Here is a 22192-nt window from a genome sequence, read left to right on the forward strand (position 1 = left end):
CATGGCCGGTCTCGAGACCCCCCTCATCGCGGATCTCTCCGGCCCCGCGCCGGACGCTGGGCTCGCCGGCGCGCGCGTCGGCGTCGTGACCTTCCCCGGCACCCTCGACGACCGCGACGCGGCGCGCGCCGTGACGCTGGCCGGCGGCACCCCCGTCCCCCTCTGGTACGCCGACGAGGACCTGCAGGGCGTCGACGCCGTGATCCTGCCCGGCGGCTTCTCCTACGGCGACTACCTGCGCGCCGGGGCCATCGCCCGGTTCGCCCCCATCATGGCGCCGATCATCGACGGCGCGAACGCCGCGGGCACCTCCGGGTCCGCCCCGCTGCCGGTCCTCGGGATCTGCAACGGCTTCCAGATGCTCACCGAGTCGCACCTGCTGCCGGGTTCCATGATCAAGAACGAGCGCCTGAAGTTCCTGTGCCGGGACCAGCGCCTGCGCGTGGAGAACAGCACGACCGTGTGGACCACCGAGTTCGAGCAGGGCCAGGAGATCGTGGTCCCGCTCAAGAACCAGGACGGCCAGTACGTGGCGGACGAGCGGACCCTCGACGCCCTCGAGGCCGAGGGCCGCGTGGTCTTCCGCTACGTCGAGGGCAACCCCAACGGGTCCCGGCGGGACATCGCCGGGATCTGCAACGCCGGCGGCAACGTGGTGGGCCTCATGCCGCACCCCGAGCACGCGGTCGAGCCGGGCTTCGGCGCGGACTCCTCGGCCTCCGGCGAGGTCGGCATGCGCGACGGCACGGACGGGCTGGGCCTGTTCGTCTCCGCCCTCAAGGCACTGGTCAAGTAAGGGACACCGAGCACTCCATGAGCGACAAGCACTTCAACCTGGACACCGTCGAGCACGCGACGGCCACCCCCGACACCGAGCTGCCCTGGGCCGAGCTGGGCCTCAAGGACAACGAGTTCGAGGAGATCAAGAAGATCCTCGGCCGCCGGCCCACCGCCGCGGAGCTCGCCATGTACTCGGTCATGTGGTCCGAGCACTGCTCCTACAAGTCCTCCAAGGTCCACCTGCGCCAGTTCGGCGAGAAGGTCACCGAGGAGATGAAGAAGGACCTGCTGGTGGGCATCGGCGAGAACGCCGGCGTCACCGACCTCGGGGACGGCTGGGCCGTGACCTTCAAGATCGAGTCCCACAACCACCCGTCCTACGTGGAGCCCTACCAGGGCGCCGCCACGGGCGTCGGCGGGATCGTGCGCGACATCATCTCGATGGGCGCCCGGCCCGTGGCCGTCATGGACCCGCTGCGCTTCGGGGCGATCGACCACCCGGACACCGCCCGCGTGGTGCACGGCGTGGTGGCGGGCGTGGGCGGCTACGGCAACTCCCTGGGCCTGCCCAACGTGGGCGGGGAGGTCGTCTTCGACTCCTGCTACCAGGGCAACCCGCTCGTCAACGCGCTCGCCGTGGGCGTGATGCGCCACGAGGACATCCGCCTCGCCAACGCCTCCGGCGTGGGCAACAGGGTGGTGCTGTTCGGCGCCCGCACCGGCGGCGACGGCATCGGGGGCGCCTCCGTGCTCGCCTCGGAGTCCTTCGACGACGCCAAGCCGTCCAAGCGGCCGGCCGTCCAGGTCGGCGACCCGTTCGCGGAGAAGGTGCTCATCGAGTGCTGCCTCGAGCTGTTCAAGGGCTCCCTCGTGGAGGGCATCCAGGACCTGGGGGCCGCGGGCATCTCGTGCGCCACCTCGGAGCTGGCCTCCAACGGGGAGGGCGGCATGCACGTGGACCTGACCCAGGTGCTCCTGCGCGACCCCACCCTGACCCCGGGCGAGATCCTCATGTCGGAGTCCCAGGAGCGCATGATGGCGGTCGTGACCCCCGAGAAGGTCGCCGCCTTCGAGGCCGTGATGGACAAGTGGGACGTCGAGCACTCCTGGATCGGCGAGGTCACCGGCACCGGCCGGCTCGTGATCGAGTGGGACGACGAGGTCATCGTCGACGTCGACCCCCGCACCGTCGCCCACGAGGGCCCCGTCTACGACCGGCCCTACACCCGGCCCGCGGACCAGGACCGGCTCCAGGCCGACCGCTTCGCCGGATCCCCGGCCGACGCCGGGCGGCCCTCGGGCGCGGAGCTCAAGCACGCCGTCCTCGAGCTCATGGCCTCCCCGAACCTCTGCGCCAAGGACTGGGTCACCGACCAGTACGACCGCTACGTGCAGGGCAACACCGCCATGGCGATGCCCGACGACGCCGGGGTGGTCCGCGTGGACGAGGAGACCGGCCTCGGCGTGGCCCTGTCCACCGACTGCAACGGCCGCTACGCCTACCTGGACCCGTACGCCGGCGCGCAGCTGGCCCTGGCCGAGGCCTACCGCAACGTGGCCACCGCCGGCGCCCGCCCCGCGGCCGTCTCCGACTGCCTGAACTTCGGCTCCCCCGAGGACCCGGAGACCATGTGGCAGTTCGCCGAGGCCGTGCGCGGGCTCGCCGACGGCTGCCAGCAGCTGGGGGTGCCCGTGACGGGCGGCAACGTCTCCCTCTACAACCAGACCGGCGGCGTGGCCATCCACCCGACGCCCGTGGTGGCGATGCTGGGCGTGCTCGACGACGTCCGGCGGCGCACGCCGTCGGGCTGGCGCGAGGACGGCCAGGCGATCTACCTGCTCGGGACCACCCGGGACGAGCTGGACGGCTCCGAGTGGGCGAACCTGCGCGGGCACCTCGGCGGGCTCCCCCCGGCCGTGGACCTCGCCCAGGAGAAGCTGCTCGGCGACCTGCTGATCAACATGTCCCGCGACGGCATGATCGACGCCGCGCACGACGTCGCCGAGGGCGGCCTCGCGGCGACCCTCGCCGAGATGGCGCTGCGCTTCGACACCGGTGCGCGCATCGGGCTGGGCGAGGTGTGCGAGCGCGACGGCGTGGACCTGTTCACCATGCTCTTCTCCGAGACCCAGGGACGGGCCGTGGTGGCCGTGCCGCGCAGCGAAGAAGTACGGTTCAAGGACATGTGCACCATGCGCGCCTATCCGCACACGCGGATCGGCGTGGTGGACACCGAGAACCGCGCGCTGGACGTGCAGAGCGAGTTCGGCATCGGCCTGGACGAGCTCCGCACCGCGCACGAGGGCACGCTGCCGAAGCACTTCGGCTGATCCGCCGGGGGCGGATCCCCGCCCCCGGCACCCCGCTCCACGGATCCACCCAGTCCACCCTCGGCACCCGGACCCGCAGAAAGCAGCACCAGCATGACTGAGGACCTCGAGGCCCAGCGCCCCGCACCCGTCCTGGAGACGGAACGGCTCCTGCTCCGCCCCTTCACCGCCGAGGAGCTCGACGCCGTGGCGGCCGGCGAGCACGGCGCCCACTTCGCCCACGGCTTCCCGACCGCCGAGGACATGGACTTCGCCCGCGAGTCCCTCATGGCCGGGGGCTACTTCTTCACGGAGTCCGTGTACGCGCGGATGGCCGTCGTGGAGAAGTCGACCGGCGAGATCGTCGGCACGGCCGGCTTCGTGGGCCCGCCGATCGACGACGAGCTCGAGATCGTGGGTTCCCTCGCCGCGAACCGCCGGAACCTGGGCTACGCGCAGGAGGGCATCACCGCGCTGCTCGGCGTCGCGTTCGCGGACCCCGCGGTCACCGGGGTGCGCGCCAGCGTGCCCGGGGACAACGCGCCGGCCGCGCAGGTGCTCGTCGCCGCGGGCTTCGTCCACCGCGAGACCCCCGGCCCGGAGACCGACTACGTCCTGCCGCGCCCCGCGTAGACCGCGCGGCGCCGGAACCTAGACTGGCGAGGTGATCCCGGCCCTGTTCCCCTTCAGCGGCATCCCCGCGCACCTCCTCCCGGAGACCGCGACGATCGTGGTGCTGGTGCTGGGGCTGCTCATCAACCTGGTGGCCCTGGGCTGGATCCCGCACAACCGGCGGCCCTCCGTGGCCCTGGCCTGGCTGCTCGCGATCTTCCTGCTGCCCTACGTGGGGATCCTGCTGTTCCTGGCCATCGGCTCCGCCAAGCTGCCGAAGAAGCGGATGGCGATGCAGGCGAAGATGAACGACGTCATCCGCGAGAACACCCCGGACCTCCACATCCTGGGCAACACGGACGAGGAGCTGCCCGAGTGGGTGGCCTCCACCGCGGCCCTGAACTACAAGCTCGGCGCCCTGCCCATGGTCGGCGGCAACTCCTTCGAGATCCTCACCGACAACCACGAGGCGATGCGGATCATGGCGGACGCCGTGGACCGGGCCCGGGACTACGTCCACTTCGAGTTCTACATCGTGGCCATCGACGACGCCTCGCGTCCCCTCCTGGAGTCCCTGGTGCGCGCCCACCGGCGGGGGGTGCGGGTGCGGGTGCTCATCGACCACCTCGGCTCCGTGGGCTACCCGGGGTACCGGGGGATGATCAAGCGCTTCGACGAGGCCGGGCTGCCGTGGCAGCGCATGCTGCCCGTCCGGCCGTGGAAGGGCGAGTGGCAGCGGCCCGACCTGCGCAACCACCGCAAGATCCTCGTGGTCGACGGCTCCCTGGCCTACACGGGTTCGCAGAACATCATCCACCGCTCCTACAACAAGCGCCGGAACCGCCGGAAGGGGCTCGAGTGGAAGGACCTGATGCTCGAGTGCACCGGTCCCGTGGTCGCCGAGCTCAACGCCCTGTTCACGAGCGACTGGTACTCCGAGACCGGCGACCTCCTGCTCGACGAGGCCGCCCGCGACCTCCCGGACACCCAGGGGCCGGTCTTCGCCCAGGTCGTGCCCTCCGGCCCCGGGTTCGAGACGGAGAACAACCTGCGCCTGTTCAACCATCTGATCTACAACGCCAACGAGCAGATCGTCATCGCCAGCCCGTACTTCGTCCCGGACGAGTCGCTGATGCACGCGCTGACCACCGAGGCGCAGTCCGGGGTGGACGTGCGGCTGTTCGTGGGCGAGACCTCGGACCACTTCCTGGCCTACCACGCCCAGAACTCCTACTACCAGGAGCTCGTCGAGGCCGGCGTGAAGATCTACCGGTACCGCTCCCCCACCGTGCTGCACGCCAAGTTCGTGCTCGTGGACGACTACGTCTCCGTGATCGGCTCGTCCAACATGGACGAGCGCTCGTTCGCCCTGGACCTCGAGGTCTCCGTGTTCATCGCGGACCGGGACTTCCGGCGGCGGATGGACGCGGTGGTCGCCGAGTTCCTCGAGGCCAGCACCCTGCTGGACTTCGACGCGTGGAACCGGCGGCCGCTGTGGCACAAGTACGCCGACAACGTGGCCCGGCTGACCTCGGCCCTGCTCTGAGGGGCCGAGCCCCCGCTCAGACCTCCAGGACGCCGCGCACGATCGAGTCCCCCGAGTGCGTCGGGTCGCCGTCGATCGGCTCGTTCGAGACGTCCACGACCGGGAACTCGCCGACGTCCAGGTTCTCGGGCAGCACGAACACGGCCTCGTCCCCTGCCATCACGCCGAGGCTGACCATCCGCTGCGCGTCGGGGGCGAGCAGCCAGACCTCCTTGAACCCGTCCACGTCGGCGGGGTCGGTCCGCACCACCAGCTGACGGGTCCCGTCCGGGCGCTCGTCCACCTCCGCCGAGCCGCGGGCGGTGTAGCCGGCGAGGGGCTCGAGCTCCGCCGTGGCCAGCACCGTGGGGTCCGGCTCAAGGCCCAGGCGCTGCGCGCCCCAGACCGAGACGCCGCCCACGAGCAGCGCCGCGGCGGCCGCGGCGGCGGCCAGGGGGTACGGCACCCCGCGCCGGGGCCTGCGCCGGCGGGCGTCGAGGTCGACGACGGTCGCCCCGCCGCGCCCTGCGCCGTCGTCGCCCCGCGGGCCGGCCGCGGAGCCCGTGGGGGCACCGACGGTGCCGGCGCTGTCCTCGGCGGCGGTGTCGCCGCGGGCGCCGTCCCGGGTGCCGGCGAGCGGATCCGCCGCGACCTCGTCGGAGAGGCCCAGCTCGGCGTGGATCGCAGCCCAGACCCCGGGGCCGGGCGCCGTCACGGCGGGCGCCTCGGCCCGGCCGGCGTGCACGACGCGCTGCAGGGACGCGAGCTCGGCCGTGCAGTCCGCGCAGGAGGCGACGTGCTCCCGGCTCTGGGGGTCGAGGGCCTCACCCAGAGCCAGGAGCGTCAGCGACTCCTCACTCAGGTGTGCCATGACCGTCTCCCAATCGTGTTCGTAGGTTCGTGAGGCCGCGCCTCAGATGACTCTTGACCGTGCCGAGGGGCAGGTCCAGGTGCTGTGCGATCTGCTGGTGCGTGAGCTCCTCGTAGAACGCCAGCGCCATGATCGTCGACTTCGGGGGCCCGAGCCGCTCGACCTCCGCCCGCACCACGAGCCGGTCCACCAGCAGGTCCGACTCCTCGTGCCGCGGCTCCCGGTCGGTGCGCACCGCGTCCGCCTGGCGCCGCTCCGCCTCGCGGCCGGCGGTCCTCGCGGCGTCGGCGATGCAGTTGCGCGCGATCCCGATGAGCCAGGCGGGGGCCGAGGAGTGCTCGGGGCGGTAGCCGGACCGGTACTTCCACGCCCGGATGAAGACCTCCTGCACCACGTCGTCGGCACCCGCGTCGTCGCGCAGCGCCCGGAGGGCGAGACCCCGGATGACCCCGGCGCAGTGCCGGTACGCGGCACTCAGCGCCTGCTCGTCCCCCGCGGCGAACGCGGCGTCGAGCTCGGGTCCCCAGTCCGGGGGCGGCGGCGGCATCGTGGAAGGACTCCTCGTGGGGCGGAGGTCGTGGTCGCGGGCGGCCGGGCGGTGCCCGGGCGCACGAGTCCTGCCCAGCCTAGTGGACACCGGCCATCCGGTCATGCGCCTCTCGCCTCCCTCCGCCGCTCAGGGCACCGGGACCGCCCGCAGCACCACGTTGTCCTCGTAGTCCCCGATCTCCTCGAGCCACTCCCCGCCGCACGTCACGAGGTGGAGCACCGGCTCGCCGGTCCGGCGGAACAGGTCCGCCTCCGCGAGGGACTTCTTGTGCACGTGCTGGACGGACTCGGTGCGGTAGCGCTGGACGCTCCCGTCCGCGCGCTCCACGCGGACCTCCGCCCCGACCGGCACGTCCTTGAGCTGCGCCATCGGCGTGACCTCGGTGAGGGTGTCGACGTGGCCGGCGACGACCGCGGCGCCCTCGTCCGCCCCGGGGGACGGACCGTACCGGTACCAGCCCAGCTCCACGTGGTTGTCCGGGATGGTCATGGCCCCGTTGTCCTCGACCCCCACCGGGACCACCGGCATGTCGATCGGGGAGCCGTCCACGACCACCCGCACGGGGGCGGGGACCTTCTCGGCGGGCGCCTGGGTGGCGGGAGCGACCGGGATCTCCGCGGGTGCCGCGGCGGACTGCGCCGGGGCCTCCGCGGAGACCGGACGGTCGAGGCCGGCGAGTGCCGGCACCGCCTCCTCGCCCTGGTACGGTCCCGCCGCCAGGGAGTTCGCGGGCGGCACGGCCCCGCTCTCCGGGAGAGCGGTGACGGCCGCTGCCGCGAGCAGGGACACCGAGGCGACCGCCCCGGCACCCACCGCCGCCAGACGACGACGACGGGTGCCGGGAGTTGTCGGTCCGGGCGCGCGGTGGGCCGCAGCCTGCCGCGCACCCGGACCGTGCCTGTCAGGACCGCTCACTACCGGCGGTTTCCCGCGAGCACCCGGCGGGCACCGTACGCCGCGCCGATCAGCCCGAGCGCACCGGCGGCCGCGAGGCCGGCGGTCAGCATCGTGCGCTGCTCCTGGGCCGCGAGGCCGGACTGGCCGCCCGGCACGGCCTCGGGCGCCTGCTCCATGCCCTCCAGGGTCTGGACGGCGAGGTCCAGGTTCCCGGCCTCGAGGGAGCCCCACGCGTACACGATGTTGTGGGTGCCCTCGGCGAGCTCGAGATCGGCGGGGCCGATGACGGGCTCGGTGGTGCCCGCGGCGGCCACGGACGCCGAGACCGTGCCGGCGTCGACCGGGAGGGTCTCCTCGTTCGGGTTCTCGAGCCCGGTGATGATCGCCTGGTCGCCCGCGAGGACGTCCACGGCCGGGGCCGCGGCCACGTGCCGGACGGTCAGGTGCGACTTCCCGGCCTCGATCTCGGACATGTCGTTGGTGAACAGGGCGGCCGTGGGGTTGCCCTCGGCGTCGAGGTGGGCCGCGGCCGTGTAGCTCATCCCGGTCTGCAGGTCGGCGGTGACGGGACCGATGATCGGCTCCGAGGCGTCGGCGGCGTCGGGGGCCGTGATGGCCAGGTCGTAGCTGCCGGCGGGCAGCTCCAGCGGGCCGGCCAGGGTGCCCGGCTCGAAGTCGTCGAGGGTGAGCTCACCGTTGACGTAGACGTCCACGACGGTGTCGGGGACGCCGTGGAGCACGGAGAGCTCGGCGTGCTCGGCGGCGAACGCCGGGCTCATGCTGAGGGCACCGGCACCGAGGCCGAGGACTGCTGCAGCGGAAAGGGTCTTGCGCATGGTAACTGCTCCTTGAACGGGCTCCCTGGCGGAAGCGGAATCGACCTTGCACCCGTACTACCGCCGTTGACCCCTCCGTGGATGCAGCAGGTCACATTTTTTCCGGGAAGTTTTTCCGGGCCCGTTCCGCACCACCATGAAGAGGGCGGCGCCGTGGCCCGCGCGGCGATCCCGCTGCTCCGGGCCTCCGGACGGGACGCGATCGTCAACGTGGCCTCCGAGGCGGCCCTGCGCGGCTCCGCCGCGGGCGCGGCCTACACCGCCTCCGAGCACGCCGTGGCCGGGCTGACGAAGAGCACCGCCCTCATGCACGCCGCGGACGGCATCCGCACCAACGCGGTCGCCCCCGGTGCCACGGCCACGGCAGAGCAGGTCGCCGCCGTCATCGCCTTCCTCGCGAGCGACGACGCCTCCAACGTCAACGGCGTGATCATGCCCTCGGACGGCGGCTGGTCCGCGGTGTGACGCACCGCGCGGGGTCCTTGCCCCCGCGCGGTGCGCGGCTCACTCCTCCTCGAGCGTGGAGACCTCCTGCGGCTCGTCGAGGACGACCTCCTGGTCCTGCTCCACGAGGTCGTCGGGGTTCGCCTCGAGGGAGGACGCCTCCGAGCGGTCGGGCGCGTGCACCGGAGCCTCCTCGTCCTGGTCGTCGAGATCCTGCTGATCGGCGTCGATCGACTGCTCGAGCCGGTCGGCCTCGTCGTACTCGGGTACGTCGCTCATGACTGCCTCCTGCGTCGTGGGACCTGCGGGACCACCGGCCGTGGGGCCGGTCGTGTGCCTCCGACCCTACTCGTCGGGCCGTCTGTTCCCAGCCCCCTGGTGGTCGGATAACGTGGTCTGCACCACAGGAAGCACCGCTCAACAGCAGGAGTTGTCGATCATGACGAGCCGATTCCACCGCTACGCCGAACTGTTCAAGAGCAAGGGCCCCTGGTGCACCGTGTACACGGACATCAGCACCGGCACCGTCGACTCGCTGCACGCCATCGACGTGCTTCCGGAGAACATCTGCCGAGAGCTGGAGCGCCAGGGTGCGAGCAAGGCCGACCTCGCCGCGGTGGAGGCCGCCGTGCGCCCGGCCGAGGGCGTGCCGGACCCGGTGTGCCGGTACCTGCTGGTGCGCGGAGGCACCGTGGAGATCGACGAGGTCCTCCCCGGGCCCCGGGCCGGCAGCGGTGTCGTCCAGGTGGAGGACGTCCCCGATCTCACTCCCCTGTTCCGGCACCGCCCGGACGACTTCCCGTACGTGGTCGCCGAGGTGGGCCGGGACGGCGGCGAGATCTGCCTCCAGCACGCCAGCCGCGTCCGGGCCGCGGACGAGCAGCAGATCGAGGGCGAGACCGAGCACCTGAAGAAGTTCCCCGGGGGCGGCTGGTCGCAGGGGCGCTGGCAGCGGCACACGGAGGACGTGTGGCGGCGCAACACCGAGCAGGTGGCCGAGCAGATCGACAAGGTCGTGGCCGAGAGCGGGGCCCAGCTCGTCGTCCTGGCCGGGGACCTGCGGGCCCGGGGCCTGGTCGAGGAGCAGCTGTCCAAGGCGAGCCGAGGGATGCTGAGCGTCGTGGACGCCAACACCCGGGCGGAGGGCAGCAAGTCCGCCGACTTCGACCACCAGGTCGAGGAGCGCGTGGCGGAGGTCGTGGCGCACCGCCAGCAGGCGCTGCTCGAGCGGCTCGCCGAGCAGCAGGGACGCGCGGACCCCACCGCCGTCTCGGGGATGGCGCCCGTGGTCTCCGCCCTGCAGCAGGCCCAGGCGGAGACGCTGCTGATCGACGACACCCACCTGGACACGGAGCAGCAGCTCATCGCCCTGGACGCCGAGCCGTGGATCGCCCTGGAGGAGTCGGAGGCCGTGGGCGCCGGCGTGCTGGGCCGGGTCTCCGCCGACGCCGCGCTGGTGCGCGCCGCGGTGCTGACCGACGGCCGCCCCGTCTTCGTGCCGCCGGGGGCGCTGCCCCACGGCACGGACGTCGCGGCCCTGCTGCGCTGGAGCGCCGCACCGGCGTCCTGACCCGGCACGGACGAGGGGCCCCCGCACGCGGGGGCCCCTCGTCCGTGCCCTGCCCCGTGCTCCCGGCGGAGCCGCGGGGTCAGGGGACGGGGGTCAGAGGGCCAGCTGGCGGGCGGGGGTGTCCGCGGCGGAGGGCCTGCCCGCGTAGGCGCCCCGGAACGCGGCGGCGGGGTGGGTGCCGAGCACCTTGGTCTGCCCCTTGCCGTAGAGGTTCTCGCGCAGCGTGGTGCCCTCGTAGCCGGTGCGGTAGCGGCCGCGCTTCTGCAGCTCCGGCACGACCCACTCCACGAAGTCCTCGAACGAGCCCGGGGACACGTGGTAGGCGAGGTTGATGCCGTCCAGCCCGCCCTCGTCGATCCACCGCTCGAGCTCGTCGGCCACGGTCTGCGGGGACCCGACGATCGGCACGCCCATGCCGCCCATCGAGATGTGCTTGGCGACCTCCTTGATCGTCCACTTCTTGTGCGGGTCGGCCGTGGTGAAGGGGGTCAGGAAGGACTGGATCGAGTCGGTCTTGATGTACTCCAGGACGTCGTTCTCGTCGTAGCGGCCCAGGTCCAGCCCGGACCAGCCGCCCACGAGGCCCAGCGCGCCGTCGGTGTCCGCGTACCGCTCGTAGTCGCGGCGCTTCTGCTCGGCCTTCGCGTCGGTCTCGTCGACGATCACGTGCAGCATGGCGAAGATCTTGAGGTCGTCCCGGTTCCGGCCGCCGGCCTCCGCCTCGTCGCGCAGCTTGTCGGTCACCACCCGGGTCAGGTCCGGGCGGATGCCGCCCACGAACACCGCCTCCGCGTGGCGGCCGGCGAACGCCCGCCCGCGGGAGGAGGCCCCGGCCTGGAAGATCAGCGGCGTGCGCTGCGGGGACGGCTCGGTCAGCCCGATGCCGGGGACGTCGAAGTACCTGCCGTGGTGCTGGATCGGGTGGACGAGCGCCGGGTCGGCGAAGACCCCGTTGACCCGGTCGCGCCGGACCGCGCCGTCCTCCCAGGAGCCCTCCCAGAGCTTGTAGCAGACCTCCATGAACTCCTCGGCGATCTCGTAGCGCTCGTCGTGGGAGATCTGCTCCGTCAGCCCGTGGTTCTCGGCGGCCGACTTCAGGTAGGACGTCACCACGTTGAAGCCCATCCGGCCCTTCGTGAGGTGGTCGAGGGTCGCGAACTTCCGGGCGAGCGGGTACGGCTGCTCGTAGGTGATCGCGCTCGTCACGCCGAAGCCGAGGTGCTTCGTCACGGCCGCCATCGCGGAGATCTGCATGAAGGGGTCGTTGACCGGGATCTGGGTAGCGTCCCGGATCACCGGCGCCGCGGAGTTCTGGTAGACGTCGTAGTACCCGACGACGTCCGCGAGGAACAGCGCGTCGAAGAGCCCCTTCTCCAGGACCTGGGCGACGTCCGTCCAGTACTCGATCGTGTTGTACTCGTCCGCCCGGGAGCGGGGGTGCTTCCACAGACCGGGGGCCTGGTGGCCCACGCAGGTCATGTCGAAGGCGTTCAGGGCGATGCGCTTGCTCATGGGGTGTTCCTCCCGGGTCGATGCCGACCCGCGCCCGTGCGTCGTGGAGACCTGCCCGCGGGTCCGACGCACTGGTGGGCGCCGTACTTGCCGCGGAGCACGTGCACCGCGGCCCGATGTTCATCTGGGGCACCCCGCTACGGGAGAGGGTTGCCGCCCGACCAGCCAGAGCTTCGTGTCGGGACTCGTCATCGTCGTCGGGGGACAGCTTAGCGGGTGGCCCCTGACCGGGTGCAACCCCTGTGCGGTCCCGCCGCACGGGGACGGTCCCGGCCCGCATCGGGCCTGCGCCCACCCGGTTCGGGCGGCTCCGCCGGGTCGCTCAGCCGGGTCGTTCAGCCGGGCGGGGCGAGCGGCGGGGTCCGGCCCGGGTCCAGGGTCCAGCCCCGCCGGAGCAGGGACCGGAGCTCGATCAGGGGGCAGGTGTCCATGACCACGTCGAGGCCGGCCCGCTCCGCCCGGGCGGCGGCGTCCTCGTCGACGACGCCCAGCTGCAGCCACACCGCGGCGGCGCCCACGGCGATGGCCTGGTCCACCACCGCGCCGACGCGGCGGGAGTTCACGAAGCAGTCCACCACGTCGATCGGCCCCGGGACCTCGGCGAGCGTGCGGTGGCCGGGCTCGCCGTGCACCGGCTCGCCCTTCGGGTTGACCGGGACGATCGTCATGCCGAGGTCGTCCCGGATCCGCTTCGCCACCGAGTGCGCCGGACGGGCCGTGTTGCCGGTCAGCCCCACCACGGCCCACCGGCCGGGCCGTGTCATGAGGCGGTCGATGACGGCGGGGTCGTTGCGGCTCATGCCCCCAGCCTGGCACGGAACCCGTTCCCCCTCCTTCTTCCTCCGCGGGATTGCACGTGTCGGCGACCTCGCGGAGGGGGGAGGGTCAGGAGAAGAGCGGCAGGAGGTCCGCGTGCGCGCCCAGCTCCGCACGCTCCTGGGCGGTCAGCTCCGCCCGGCCGGTGCCCACGCGGGCGAAGTGCTCGTCGCTCCAGTGCTCGAGCGGTTCCCGCTCCCACAGGTCGGTGAGGACCCGGCGGACCTCGGCGAGCCCGTCCACGGCGGGACCCGGGGAGCCGTCCAGGTGCTGGATCAGGTCCAGGTGGTGGACCGTGGCCTCCACCGCGAGGGTGCTCAGCAGGTCCTCGACGCGCAGCACGTGCCCCTGGGTGCGGACCGCGCCGTCGCCGCAGTGCTGCGCGGCGTGCACGAGCGCCCGGGTGGTCTCGCGGTGGAGGGCGCGCACCGGCTCCCAGTCCAGGACCATGGACGCGGCCACGCGGGTGTGGCGCCGGGCCTCGGCGGCCCCCGCGGGATCGCCGCCCCAGTCGGTCCAGTAGGTCGCGGCGTCCCGGTCGGGGCGGGCGGTGGTGGGCGTATGCAGCGCGACCAGCCCCCGCAGGGCGTCCATCGCGCAGTGGTGGGTGAGGTCCCGGACCGACCACCCCGGGCAGCCAGTGGCGGCCCAGGAGTCGTCGTCGCCGAGCCCGTCGAGGACCGCGCCGAACGCCGCGCAGGCGTCGCGCACCAGGTCCGCCCGGGCCGGGCTTCTGCGGCTCGTCATGGGTCCATGGTGGGGCACGGAGGGCTCCCGTGCCAGCGATGTGTCGCGATCACCACGGATGCGACGGATTTGCCAGGGAACACGCCGAGGACGTTCAATTGGTGGTGTAACCATCCGGAGCGGCTGAGAGACCTGGCTCGTCGACGTCGCAGCAACCGGCACGGATCCGTCTGATCCTCCGTGCGAGGTGCTAATGCCAGGACCGATGGAGTTGATCATGAGCACTTCCCTGCTGGGCTCTGCGCCGGCCACCGCACCGGGCACCGCGAAGCGCGCCTTCTCCGTGGCCTTCGAGCACGTCGGCAAGGCCTTCCCGTCCGGCCGCGAGACCCACCACGTCCTGCAGGACGTCGACGTCACGGCCCGGCCCGGCGAGGTCCTGGCGGTCCTGGGGCCCTCGGGGTGCGGCAAGTCCACGCTCCTCCGGGCCGCGGCAGGGCTCGACACCGCCTCGGCCGGGCGGGTGCTCATCGACGGCACCCCCGTGTCCGGCATCGACCCGCGCTGCGCGGTCGCCTTCCAGGAGCCCCGCCTGCTGCCGTGGCGCTCGGTGCGCGAGAACGTCCGCCTGGGCCTGCCCCGCGGACTCCCCCGGGACGAGGGGGACGCCGTGATCGACGACCTGCTGCGCCTGGTGGGGCTCACCGCGCACGCCGGCCACCGTCCCCGCGCGATCTCCGGCGGCATGGCCCAGCGCGCGTCCCTGGCCCGGGCCCTGGCCCGCAATCCCGGGGTCCTGCTGCTCGACGAGCCCTTCGGCGCGCTCGACGCCCTGACCCGCCTGAAGATGCAGGACCTGCTGCTCACGATCCACGCGGCCCAGCCCACCACCGTCCTGCTCGTCACCCACGACGTCGACGAGGCGCTGCAGCTCGCGGACCGGATCGTGGTCCTGGGCCGGACCGGGCCCACCGCCCCGGCCTCGATCAGCACGATCCTCGCCGTCCCCGGCGAGCGCCCCCGGGACCGGGCCTCCGAGGTCCTCGCCGAGCTGCGCGTGCAGCTCCTCGGCCACCTCGGCGTCGACACCCACCACCCCGCGACCCGCTGACGCGGCCCGCCCCCACCCCGACTCCCCTCCCCGGACCAGCGGCGGCACCCGCCCGCGCCGCCCGGCACCGTCCGTCCACCACGAAAGGCTCCGCCATGCCCCTGCCCCAGCGCTCCGTCCGCACCGTCCCCGCACTCGCCGCCGTCCTGGCCCTCGGCCTGACCGGGTGCATGGCCGGTGAGGGCTCCGGTGAGCCGCCCGCGGAGGCCGCCGGGGACGGCACCGTCCGCGTGGACTGGGCCACCTACAACCCGCTCTCCGTGGTGATCAAGGAGAAGGGCTGGCTCGAGACCGCGTTCGCCGAGGAGGGCATCGAGGTGGAGTGGGTGCAGTCCGCCGGGTCGAACAAGGCCAACGAGGCGCTGCGTGCGGAGGCGGTGGACATCGGCTCCACCGCGGGCTCCGCGGCGCTGCTGGCCCGCAGCAACGGCACCCCGATCCGGGTGATCGACCTCTACTCGCAGCCGGAGTGGTCCGCCCTGGTCACCACCGCCGGCAGCGAGGTGCAGGAGGTCGCGGACCTCGAGGGCCGCACCGTGGCCGCGACCAAGGGCACCGACCCGTACTTCTTCCTGCTCCAGGCCCTCGACGAGGCCGGGGTGGACGCCGGGGACGTCACGATCCAGAACCTGCAGCACGCCGACGGCCGCGCCGCCCTGGAGAACGGCCAGGTGGACGCCTGGTCCGGGCTCGACCCGATCATGGCCGCCGCGGAGGAGAACGGCGCGGAGCTGTTCTACCGCAACGTCGACTTCAACACCTACGGCTTCCTCAACGCCCACGAGAGCTTCCTCGAGGAGCAGCCCGAGGCCGCCCAGACCGTGGTGGACGTCTACGCCTACGCCCGGCAGTGGGCGCAGGAGAACACGGAGGAGACCGCGCAGCTGCTCGCCGAGGCGGCCGGGATCGAGCTGTCCGTGGCCGAGAAGGTGCTCGAGCGCACCAACCTGGACATCGACCACGTGCCGGGCGACGAGCAGCTGGCGGTCCTCGAGAAGGTCGGGCCGATCTTCGTGGAGTCCGACGACGTGGCCGGCCAGGAGCAGATCGACGAGGCGCTCGGGAGCATCGTGGAGAGCTCCTACGCCGAGAACGCCGACGCCTCCCGCGCGGCCGAGCTGGTCGGGGCCGGGCAGTGACGCAGCCCCTGGCCCCCGCCGAGGAGGCGCAGCGTCTCGAGGACGCCCCCGCCGCGGCCCCCCGGCGGCGGCCGCTGCTGCGCACCGGGCTGGGCCTGCTGCTGCCCGCCGCGCTGCTGGTGCTGTGGCACGTGCTGTCCACCGCCGGCGTCTTCAGCGCCGTGCAGCTGCCGGCCCCGCTCGCGGTGCTCGAGGCCGGGATCGGCCTGCTGGCCGGCGGGGACCTGTGGACCCACGTGGGCATCTCGACCCAGCGCGTGCTGATCGGCTTCCTGATCGGCGCCGGGCTCGGCCTCGTGGCCGGGTCCTTCATCGGCCTCTCCCGCTGGGGCTCCACACTGGTGGGCCCCACGATCGGGGCGTTCCGCGCGGTGCCGTCCCTGGCGTGGGTGCCGCTGCTGCTGCTGTGGATCGGCCTCGGCGAGGACTCCAAGGTCACGCTGGTGGCCATCGGCGCGTTCTTCCCGGTCTACACCACCGTCTCCGCGGCCCTGCAGCACGTGGACCGCAACCTCATCGAGGCGGCGCGGGCGTTCGGGTTGCACGGGCTGCGCCTGCTCACCACGGTGCAGCTGCCGGCCGTCATGCCGTCGGTCATCTCGGGGCTGCGCCTGGCCCTGGCCCAGGCGTGGCTGTTCCTCGTGGCCGCCGAGCTGCTGGGCGCCTCCATGGGCCTGGGCTGGCTGCTCACCGACTCGCAGAACAACGGCCGCACCGACCGCCTGCTCCTCGCCATCGTGCTGCTCGCGGTGCTCGGCAAGGCGACGGACGCGCTGCTGGGAGTCTTCGAGAAGTGGGCCGCCAAGAAATGGGCCTGACACGTGCGCCTGGCACAGTGGAACCGTCGTCCGTGCCGGCCGGAAAGGACAGCAGCACCGTGAGCTTCAGCTGGAGCGACCCCTCCTCCCCCACCCCCAATCCCGCCCTGGTCTCGGAAGAGGCCCGGATCGCCTTCTGGGAGGCGCAGGCGTCGCGCCTCGACTGGGCGCGGCCGTGGACCACCGCGCACCGCTTCGAGGCCCCGCGGCGGCTCGGGACGGACGAGCAGGGCGGCCCCACCTGGTCGGTCCCGGAGATCGCGTGGTTCGAGGGCGGCAGGCTCAACGTGGCCCACAACTGCGTGGACCGCCACGTCGAGGCCGGCCGCGGCGCCCACGTGGCCCTGTACTTCGAGGGAGAGCCCGGGGACCGGCTGGTCTACACCTACGCCGACCTGCAGCGGGAGGTCTCCCGCGCCGCCAACGCCCTGCTCGCCCTGGGCGTGGAGCAGGGCGACCGGGTGGTGATCTACCTCCCCGTCATCCCGGAGACCGTCATCATCACGCTGGCCTGCGCCCGCATCGGCGCGGTGCACTCCCTGGTCTTCGGCGGGTTCTCCGCCGAGGCGCTGCGCTTCCGCGTCGAGGACACCGGCGCCAAGGTCCTCGTGACCACGGACGGGCAGCACCGGCGCGGCGCCGTGGTGCCCGTGAAGGCCGTGGCCGACGAGGCCTGCAGCGGTGACAACGCGGTCGAGCACGTCGTCGTCGTGCGCCGCACCTCCCGGCCCGGGCGCACGGACCTGCCGCGGGGCACCCGGGGGACGCACTCCAAGGAGGAGGACGCGGTCCCGTGGACGCGCGGGCGGGACGTGTGGTGGCACGAGCTGGTCGCCGACCAGTCCGACGTGCACGTGCCCGAGGCGTTCGACGCCGAGACGCCGCTGTTCATCATCTACACCTCCGGGACCACCGGACGGCCCAAGGGCCTGGTGCACACGATGGGCGGCTACCTCGTGCAGACCGCCTACACCCACGCGCTGCTGTTCGACCTGCTGCCCGACGTCGAGGACGAGGACGGCGTGCTGCGCCCGGACGAGCTGGCCACCGTCAACGACCCCGCGAAGGTGGACTCGACCGTCCACTGGTGCACCGCGGACCTCGCGTGGGTCACCGCGCACACCTACGAGATCTACGGGCCGCTGGTCAACGGCGTGTCCGAGGTGATCTACGAGGGCACCCCGAACACCCCGCACTGGGGCCGGCACTTCGAGGTGGTCGAGCGCTACGGGGTCACCGCCTACTACACGGCGCCCACGCTGATCCGCTCCCTGATGGGCGCGTTCCCGAAGGGCGTCCCGCCGCTCTACAACCTCAACTCGATCCGGCTGCTCGGCTCCGTGGGCGAGTCGATCAACCCCGAGGCCTGGCGCTGGCTGCGCGCGCAGCTGGGCAGGGACGAGGTGCCGTTCGTGGACACGTGGTGGCAGTCCGAGACCGGCGCCACCGTGATGTCCCCGCGGCCGCACGACCCCCAGTTCGCGCCCCCGGGGACGTTCGACGACGGAGCCCCGCGCACCGCGCTCAAGCCCGGCTGCGCGACCCGGGCGGTCCCGGGGATCTCCACCCGCGTGGTCGACGAGGCCGGGGAGACGGTCCCGCCCGGGGTGCAGGGCTTCGTGGTGGTGGACCGGACCGGTCCCTCGATGGCCCGCACCGTGTGGGGCGACCCGCAGCGCTACCTCTCCTCCTACTGGCAGGCCTACGCCGAGCAGGGCTGGTTCCTCGCCGGGGACGGCGCCCGCTACGACGAGGAGGGGGACATCTACATCCTGGGGCGGGTCGACGACGTCATCAACGTCTCCGGGCACCGGCTGTCCACCATCGAGATCGAGTCGGCGCTCGTCACCCACCCGTGGGTGGTGGAGGCCGGTGCCGCGCCGGTGCGCGACGAGCTGACCGGGCACGCGGTGCTCGCCTACGTGGTGCTGACCCCCGAGGCCGCCCGGGTCCCGGCGGAGGAGCTGACCGCGGCCCTGCGCGAGCACGTGGCGCACGAGATCGGGCCGATCGCCAAGCCGCGGGCGGTCGTGGCGGTCCCGGACCTGCCGAAGACCCGGTCCGGGAAGATCACCCGGCGGCTGCTCGCGCAGCTGTGGGAGGGCGCCCCGCTCGGTGACCGGTCCTCGCTGCAGAACGAGGAGTCCCTCGAGCGCATCGCCGACGTCCTGGCCGCACGGCGCTAGCCCCCGCCGCGAGGGGTCGCTTCCGGCGCTCCTCCGGCCGCGGGGGGTCGCTTTCGGTCGGAATGAGCTGCTCGCACCGGCGGAAAACGACCCCTCGCGCCGCCGCGGAGGCGGGAAACGACCCCTCGGCGCGGCTCCGTGACGGTCCGCGACCCCCTCCGCAAGGACGTTGAGACTTGTGACGTCTCAGCTCGCACCGCCCCTAGGATGAATGCCGTGAACGACTCCCCCCGCCCCGCAGGCACGGCCCGCTCCGCGCCGGACGGGCTGCTGCCCGCCCTGCCGAACACCGACCTCAAGCTCGCGATGGCCGCCTCCGGCGCCCTGTTCTCGGGCTACGTGCTGGTGCACATGCTGGGGAACCTGAAGGTCTACCAGGGCGCGCAGAAGTTCGACGCCTACGCCGAGCTCCTCCGCACGGCGGGCGCCCCCGTGCTGCCGCGCGGCACGGTGCTCTGGGCGGCCCGCGGCGTGCTCGCAGCCGGCCTCGTGGTCCACACGGGCGCCGCCGCGGTGCTCACCGCGCGGTCCTGGGCGGCGAACGGGACGCTGCTGCCGCGCACCGGCCGGCGTCCGCGAGGTCGTCGTCGCTCCCCGTGGACGGTGGCGAAGCGCTCGATGCGCAGCACGGGCGGCGTGCTCGGGCTGTTCACCCTCTTCCACGTGCTCGACCTGACCCTGGGCGCCCGGCCCGCCGCGGCCCGGGACTTCGAGCACGGCAGCGCCCACGCCAATCTCGTGGCCAGCCTCTCCCGCCCGCCGGTGGCCGCCGCCTACGCCCTGTCCATGGCGGCGCTGGCCGCCCACCTGGTGCACGGCATCCCGGAGATCGCCAATGACGTGGGCGTGGGCGGTGACCGGCGCTTCCAGCGGCGGCTGCGGATCGCCGCGAACGCGTTCGGCGCCGCGGTGGCCGCCGGCAACACCACGATCCCGGTGGCCGTGCTGACCCGCGCGGTGCGCTGAGCCCCGTGGCCGCCCTTCCCCGCCTGCGGGACGACCTCCCGCGGGACGCCCTGCTGCGGGACGACGTCCTGCAGGACGACCTTTTTCGAGACGACTTTCTTCGAGACGACAAGGATCCGAGCGAGTGAGCACCTTCTCCCTGACCGTGGACGTGTGGCGCCAGCCCTCCCCGGAGGAGCCCGGGGACTTCACGGCCTACGACGTCCCGGACGCGAGCCCGGACATGACCGTGCTCGAGCTGCTCGACCGGATCAACGCGCAGCTGGAGGCCGCCGGCGAGGACCCGGTGGTCTTCGACGACGGCTGCCGCGAAGGGGTCTGCGGCAAGTGCGGGGTGACGGTCGACGGCGTGGCGCACGGCCCCGAGCGCAACGCCGCGAGCTGTATGCAGCACCTGGGGGCCTACCGGGACGGGGACCGCGTGCGCATCGAGCCGCTGCGGGCGGCGTCCTTCCCGGTCAAGCGGGACCTCTCCGTGGACAAGAAGGCGCTGCGCCTCGTGGCGAAGGCGGGCAAGTTCCCGGTGGCGATGAAGGCCCTGGCCAACGGCGGCTGCATCAGCTGCGGGGCGTGCGTGGCGTCCTGCCCCAACGGGTCCGGCCAGCTGTTCGTGGGCACGATGCTGCGGGAGCTGCCGCCGCTGGCCAAGGACGACGCCGAGCGCCGCGAGCGTTCCGCCCGGGTGATCGACGCCTCCGAGGAGCAGTTCGGGCCCTGCTCCCTGCTCGGCGACTGCGTGGAGGTCTGCCCGGCCGGGCTGCCGATCGAGAACCTCTCCGCGGTGGCGCAGGAGAACCTGCGCAACCGTTTCCCGCGCCGGAGCAGGGACGCCCCGGACCCCGGATGACCCGGCGCGGCGCGCCTTGCCGCCCGGTGACGTGACTGCTACCTTTCGGGCACGCCCCCGAGACCATGAGGTGGATCACATGAGCGAGCGCCCCGGAAAGATCGTCCCCGAGCAGGGCGAGTTCGACTACGAGCCCGACGACCGCGAACCTGCCCGCCCGGCGGCGAAGACCTGGCTCTTCCGCGGCCTCGGCCTGCTGCTGGCCTTCCTGGTCTGGTTCCTGCTCGGCGGCGCGGACGTCTCGGCCGACGCCCGGGTGGTGGGTGCGGTCGCCACGCTGATGGCGGTCTGGTGGATGACCGAGGCGGTGCCGCTGTCCATCACCTCGCTGCTGCCCATCGTGCTCTTCCCGGTGCTCACGGCGCTCACCGTGGCCGAGACGACCGCACCCTACGCCAACCCGATCGTGTTCCTGTTCCTCGGCGGCTTCCTGATCGCGATCGCGATGCAGAAGTGGAACCTGCACCGCCGGATCGCGCTGCTGACCCTGCGCCGGGTGGGCACCCACCCGCGGCAGATCATCCTCGGCCTGATGATCTCCACAGCCTTCCTCTCCATGTGGGTCTCCAACACCGCGACCACGCTGATGATGCTGCCGATCGGGCTGTCCGTGCTGACCCTGGTGGTCGAGAACAGCCGCAACGCCGGCACCCGGGCCGAGACCGAGGCCATGGGCGAGGACATCCGCGGCGGCAAGGCCATCAGCGACGTCATCGACGATCGCGACGTGCGCCTGTTCGGCGTGGCCCTGGTCCTGGCGATCGCCTGGGCCGCCACCATCGGCGGCCTCGGCACCCTGCTGGGATCCCCGCCCAACGCCATCGTGGCCGGCTACATCAGCGACGAGCTGGACCGGACCGTGGGCTTCGCGCAGTGGATGATGCTCGGCGTGCCGATCGTGGTGGTCTTCATCGGCCTCGCCTGGCTGCTCATCACCCGCGTCATCTTCCGCTTCAACCTGGCGGAGGTGCCCGGCGGCAAGGAGCTGATCAACGAGGAGATCGCCGCCCTGGGGCCCATGAGCAAGGGCGAGAAGACCGTGCTGGCCGTGTTCGTCATCGCCGCGTTCTTCTGGATCGTCCCGGGGCTGCTGTCCGGCATCGGCACCATCGGCGAGCAGCTGCCCTGGCTGGACCTCTTCGACGACACGGTGGTCGCCATCGGCGCCGGCGTGCTGCTCTTCCTGCTCCCCGGCGACAAGCAGGGCAACATGACCCTGGAGTGGAAGGACGCCGAGGAGGGCCTCCCGTGGGGCGTGCTCCTGCTCTTCGGCGGCGGCCTGTCGCTCGCCGCGGCCGTGGCCGGCACGGGCCTGGACGCCTGGTTCGGCGCGCAGGTCTCCGGGCTCGGCGCGCTGCCGATCGTCCTGCTGCTCGCGGCGGTGGTCACGATCGTCCTGCTCCTGACCGAGATCACGTCCAACACCGCCACGGCGGCCACGTTCATCCCGATCCTGGGCGGCGTCGCCGTCGGCATCGGGGTGGACCCCATGACGCTGCTCATCCCGGCGGCGCTGGCGGCCACGTGCGCGTTCATGCTCCCCGTGGGCACCCCGCCCAACGCCATCGTCTTCGCCACCGGCCAGGTCAAGATCGCCGAGATGGTGCGCGGCGGCATCGTCCTCAACATCGTGGGCGTCATCCTGATCACGATCTTCACCGTGCTCATCGGGCCCTTCGCCCTGGGCCTGGTGATCTAGCCCGTCCTCGTCCCGG

General features: G+C 72.8%; 22 protein-coding genes and 2 riboswitches. Of the genes, 14 read left to right on the forward strand and 8 right to left on the reverse strand.

The window, feature by feature from the left end:
- The first annotated feature begins 1 nt into the window (after position 1).
- From purQ to cls, 4 genes are all read left to right on the forward strand, one after another.
- Positions 2-796, forward strand: coding sequence for a phosphoribosylformylglycinamidine synthase subunit PurQ (gene purQ / locus ACZ2G1_RS08670; protein ID WP_272026188.1), 795 nt, complete (start codon positions 2-4; stop codon positions 794-796).
- A gap of 17 nt (positions 797-813) precedes the next feature.
- Entirely contained in the window at positions 814-3111 is a 2298-nt protein-coding gene (gene purL, locus ACZ2G1_RS08675) for a phosphoribosylformylglycinamidine synthase subunit PurL (RefSeq protein WP_470377696.1), read from the forward strand.
- Positions 3112-3204: 93 nt separating this feature from the next.
- Entirely contained in the window at positions 3205-3723 is a 519-nt protein-coding gene (locus ACZ2G1_RS08680; RefSeq protein ID WP_144835880.1) for a GNAT family N-acetyltransferase, read from the forward strand.
- Between the two features lie 31 nt (positions 3724-3754).
- Positions 3755-5248, forward strand: a complete 1494-nt coding sequence (cls, locus tag ACZ2G1_RS08685; RefSeq protein ID WP_017833873.1) for a cardiolipin synthase — start codon at positions 3755-3757, stop codon at positions 5246-5248.
- Positions 5249-5264: 16 nt separating this feature from the next.
- Here cls and ACZ2G1_RS08690 read toward each other — a convergent pair whose 3' ends face one another.
- The 4 genes from ACZ2G1_RS08690 to ACZ2G1_RS08705 form a co-directional block, all read right to left on the reverse strand.
- On the reverse strand, positions 5265-6098 hold the full coding sequence (locus tag ACZ2G1_RS08690) for an anti-sigma factor (protein WP_109221750.1): 834 nt from the start codon (positions 6096-6098) through the stop codon (positions 5265-5267).
- Entirely contained in the window at positions 6082-6645 is a 564-nt protein-coding gene (locus ACZ2G1_RS08695; protein ID WP_035927855.1) for an RNA polymerase sigma factor, read from the reverse strand. Before ACZ2G1_RS08695 ends, ACZ2G1_RS08690 begins: the two co-directional genes overlap by 17 nt.
- A 129-nt stretch (positions 6646-6774) precedes the next feature.
- On the reverse strand, positions 6775-7461 hold the full coding sequence (locus ACZ2G1_RS08700) for a class F sortase (protein ID WP_017833869.1): 687 nt from the start codon (positions 7459-7461) through the stop codon (positions 6775-6777).
- Positions 7462-7562: 101 nt separating this feature from the next.
- On the reverse strand, positions 7563-8381 hold the full coding sequence (locus ACZ2G1_RS08705; protein WP_035927860.1) for a DUF4397 domain-containing protein: 819 nt from the start codon (positions 8379-8381) through the stop codon (positions 7563-7565).
- A 153-nt stretch (positions 8382-8534) separates the two neighbouring features.
- Here ACZ2G1_RS08705 and ACZ2G1_RS08710 point away from each other — a divergent pair, with 153 nt between their 5' ends.
- A complete protein-coding gene (locus ACZ2G1_RS08710; RefSeq protein ID WP_323632581.1) occupies positions 8535-8846 on the forward strand; it encodes an SDR family oxidoreductase in 312 nt (103 codons plus the stop codon).
- Between the two features lie 39 nt (positions 8847-8885).
- On the opposite strand, the gene ACZ2G1_RS08715 is transcribed toward ACZ2G1_RS08710, so the two are convergent.
- Positions 8886-9104: a hypothetical protein gene (locus ACZ2G1_RS08715; protein WP_017833866.1), complete on the reverse strand. Its 219-nt coding sequence runs from the start codon at positions 9102-9104 to the stop codon at positions 8886-8888.
- Positions 9105-9264: 160 nt separating this feature from the next.
- Between ACZ2G1_RS08715 and ACZ2G1_RS08720 the strand changes: the two genes are divergently transcribed.
- Positions 9265-10395, forward strand: a complete 1131-nt coding sequence (locus ACZ2G1_RS08720; protein WP_017833865.1) for a baeRF2 domain-containing protein — start codon at positions 9265-9267, stop codon at positions 10393-10395.
- Between the two features lie 93 nt (positions 10396-10488).
- On the opposite strand, the gene ACZ2G1_RS08725 is transcribed toward ACZ2G1_RS08720, so the two are convergent.
- The 3 genes from ACZ2G1_RS08725 to ACZ2G1_RS08735 all read right to left on the reverse strand — a co-directional run bounded on the left by ACZ2G1_RS08725 (position 10489) and on the right by ACZ2G1_RS08735 (position 13470).
- Entirely contained in the window at positions 10489-11907 is a 1419-nt protein-coding gene (locus ACZ2G1_RS08725; protein ID WP_017833864.1) for an LLM class flavin-dependent oxidoreductase, read from the reverse strand.
- A 78-nt stretch (positions 11908-11985) separates the two neighbouring features.
- A riboswitch (SAM riboswitch) is annotated at positions 11986-12100 on the reverse strand.
- 142 nt (positions 12101-12242) lie between these two features.
- The gene (locus ACZ2G1_RS08730; protein WP_017833863.1) at positions 12243-12707 is read right to left on the reverse strand and encodes a CoA-binding protein; all 465 of its coding nucleotides are present in this window, start codon (positions 12705-12707) and stop codon (positions 12243-12245) included.
- An 85-nt stretch (positions 12708-12792) separates the two neighbouring features.
- The gene (locus tag ACZ2G1_RS08735; protein ID WP_017833862.1) at positions 12793-13470 is read right to left on the reverse strand and encodes a maleylpyruvate isomerase N-terminal domain-containing protein; all 678 of its coding nucleotides are present in this window, start codon (positions 13468-13470) and stop codon (positions 12793-12795) included.
- Between the two features lie 107 nt (positions 13471-13577).
- Positions 13578-13682: riboswitch (SAM riboswitch) on the forward strand.
- Between the two features lie 5 nt (positions 13683-13687).
- Between ACZ2G1_RS08735 and ACZ2G1_RS08740 the strand changes: the two genes are divergently transcribed.
- From ACZ2G1_RS08740 to ACZ2G1_RS08775, 8 genes are all read left to right on the forward strand, one after another.
- On the forward strand, positions 13688-14521 hold the full coding sequence (locus ACZ2G1_RS08740) for an ABC transporter ATP-binding protein (protein WP_109243045.1): 834 nt from the start codon (positions 13688-13690) through the stop codon (positions 14519-14521).
- 95 nt (positions 14522-14616) lie between these two features.
- Positions 14617-15660 (forward strand): aliphatic sulfonate ABC transporter substrate-binding protein, encoded by a 1044-nt coding sequence (locus tag ACZ2G1_RS08745; RefSeq protein WP_017833860.1) that lies wholly within the window; start codon positions 14617-14619, stop codon positions 15658-15660.
- Entirely contained in the window at positions 15657-16478 is an 822-nt protein-coding gene (locus tag ACZ2G1_RS08750) for an ABC transporter permease (protein ID WP_095649792.1), read from the forward strand. The genes ACZ2G1_RS08745 and ACZ2G1_RS08750 overlap by 4 nt, the downstream gene beginning before the upstream one ends.
- Before the next feature lie 59 nt (positions 16479-16537).
- Entirely contained in the window at positions 16538-18664 is a 2127-nt protein-coding gene (locus tag ACZ2G1_RS08755) for an AMP-binding protein (RefSeq protein ID WP_136341140.1), read from the forward strand.
- Positions 18665-18871: 207 nt separating this feature from the next.
- Positions 18872-19630: a succinate dehydrogenase/fumarate reductase transmembrane subunit gene (locus ACZ2G1_RS08760; protein WP_229587216.1), complete on the forward strand. Its 759-nt coding sequence runs from the start codon at positions 18872-18874 to the stop codon at positions 19628-19630.
- 5 nt (positions 19631-19635) lie between these two features.
- The gene (locus ACZ2G1_RS08765; protein ID WP_336649597.1) at positions 19636-19758 is read left to right on the forward strand and encodes a hypothetical protein; all 123 of its coding nucleotides are present in this window, start codon (positions 19636-19638) and stop codon (positions 19756-19758) included.
- Complete coding sequence (locus ACZ2G1_RS08770) at positions 19755-20477, forward strand: 2Fe-2S iron-sulfur cluster-binding protein (RefSeq protein ID WP_017833855.1); 723 nt, start codon at positions 19755-19757, stop codon at positions 20475-20477. Before ACZ2G1_RS08765 ends, ACZ2G1_RS08770 begins: the two co-directional genes overlap by 4 nt.
- 79 nt (positions 20478-20556) lie before the next feature.
- Entirely contained in the window at positions 20557-22176 is a 1620-nt protein-coding gene (locus ACZ2G1_RS08775; RefSeq protein WP_109268521.1) for an SLC13 family permease, read from the forward strand.
- Positions 22177-22192 lie beyond the last annotated feature (16 nt).

Source organism: Kocuria sp. KKT182, from assembly GCF_055635395.1.

What these genes read in the sequence shown, in the direction of transcription:
- purQ (WP_272026188.1), top strand. Translation starts at nt 2, where the DNA reads ATGGCCGGTCTCGAGACCCCCCTCATCGCGGATCTCTCCGGCCCCGCG.
- purL (WP_470377696.1), top strand. Translation starts at nt 814, where the DNA reads ATGAGCGACAAGCACTTCAACCTGGACACCGTCGAGCACGCGACGGCC.
- ACZ2G1_RS08680 (WP_144835880.1), top strand. Translation starts at nt 3,205, where the DNA reads ATGACTGAGGACCTCGAGGCCCAGCGCCCCGCACCCGTCCTGGAGACG.
- ACZ2G1_RS08690 (WP_109221750.1), bottom strand. Translation starts at nt 6,098, where the DNA reads ATGGCACACCTGAGTGAGGAGTCGCTGACGCTCCTGGCTCTGGGTGAG.
- ACZ2G1_RS08695 (WP_035927855.1), bottom strand. Translation starts at nt 6,645, where the DNA reads ATGCCGCCGCCGCCCCCGGACTGGGGACCCGAGCTCGACGCCGCGTTC.
- ACZ2G1_RS08705 (WP_035927860.1), bottom strand. Translation starts at nt 8,381, where the DNA reads ATGCGCAAGACCCTTTCCGCTGCAGCAGTCCTCGGCCTCGGTGCCGGT.
- ACZ2G1_RS08715 (WP_017833866.1), bottom strand. Translation starts at nt 9,104, where the DNA reads ATGAGCGACGTACCCGAGTACGACGAGGCCGACCGGCTCGAGCAGTCG.
- ACZ2G1_RS08720 (WP_017833865.1), top strand. Translation starts at nt 9,265, where the DNA reads ATGACGAGCCGATTCCACCGCTACGCCGAACTGTTCAAGAGCAAGGGC.
- ACZ2G1_RS08725 (WP_017833864.1), bottom strand. Translation starts at nt 11,907, where the DNA reads ATGAGCAAGCGCATCGCCCTGAACGCCTTCGACATGACCTGCGTGGGC.
- ACZ2G1_RS08730 (WP_017833863.1), bottom strand. Translation starts at nt 12,707, where the DNA reads ATGAGCCGCAACGACCCCGCCGTCATCGACCGCCTCATGACACGGCCC.
- ACZ2G1_RS08735 (WP_017833862.1), bottom strand. Translation starts at nt 13,470, where the DNA reads ATGACGAGCCGCAGAAGCCCGGCCCGGGCGGACCTGGTGCGCGACGCC.
- ACZ2G1_RS08740 (WP_109243045.1), top strand. Translation starts at nt 13,688, where the DNA reads ATGAGCACTTCCCTGCTGGGCTCTGCGCCGGCCACCGCACCGGGCACC.
- ACZ2G1_RS08745 (WP_017833860.1), top strand. Translation starts at nt 14,617, where the DNA reads ATGCCCCTGCCCCAGCGCTCCGTCCGCACCGTCCCCGCACTCGCCGCC.
- ACZ2G1_RS08760 (WP_229587216.1), top strand. Translation starts at nt 18,872, where the DNA reads ATGAATGCCGTGAACGACTCCCCCCGCCCCGCAGGCACGGCCCGCTCC.
- ACZ2G1_RS08775 (WP_109268521.1), top strand. Translation starts at nt 20,557, where the DNA reads ATGAGCGAGCGCCCCGGAAAGATCGTCCCCGAGCAGGGCGAGTTCGAC.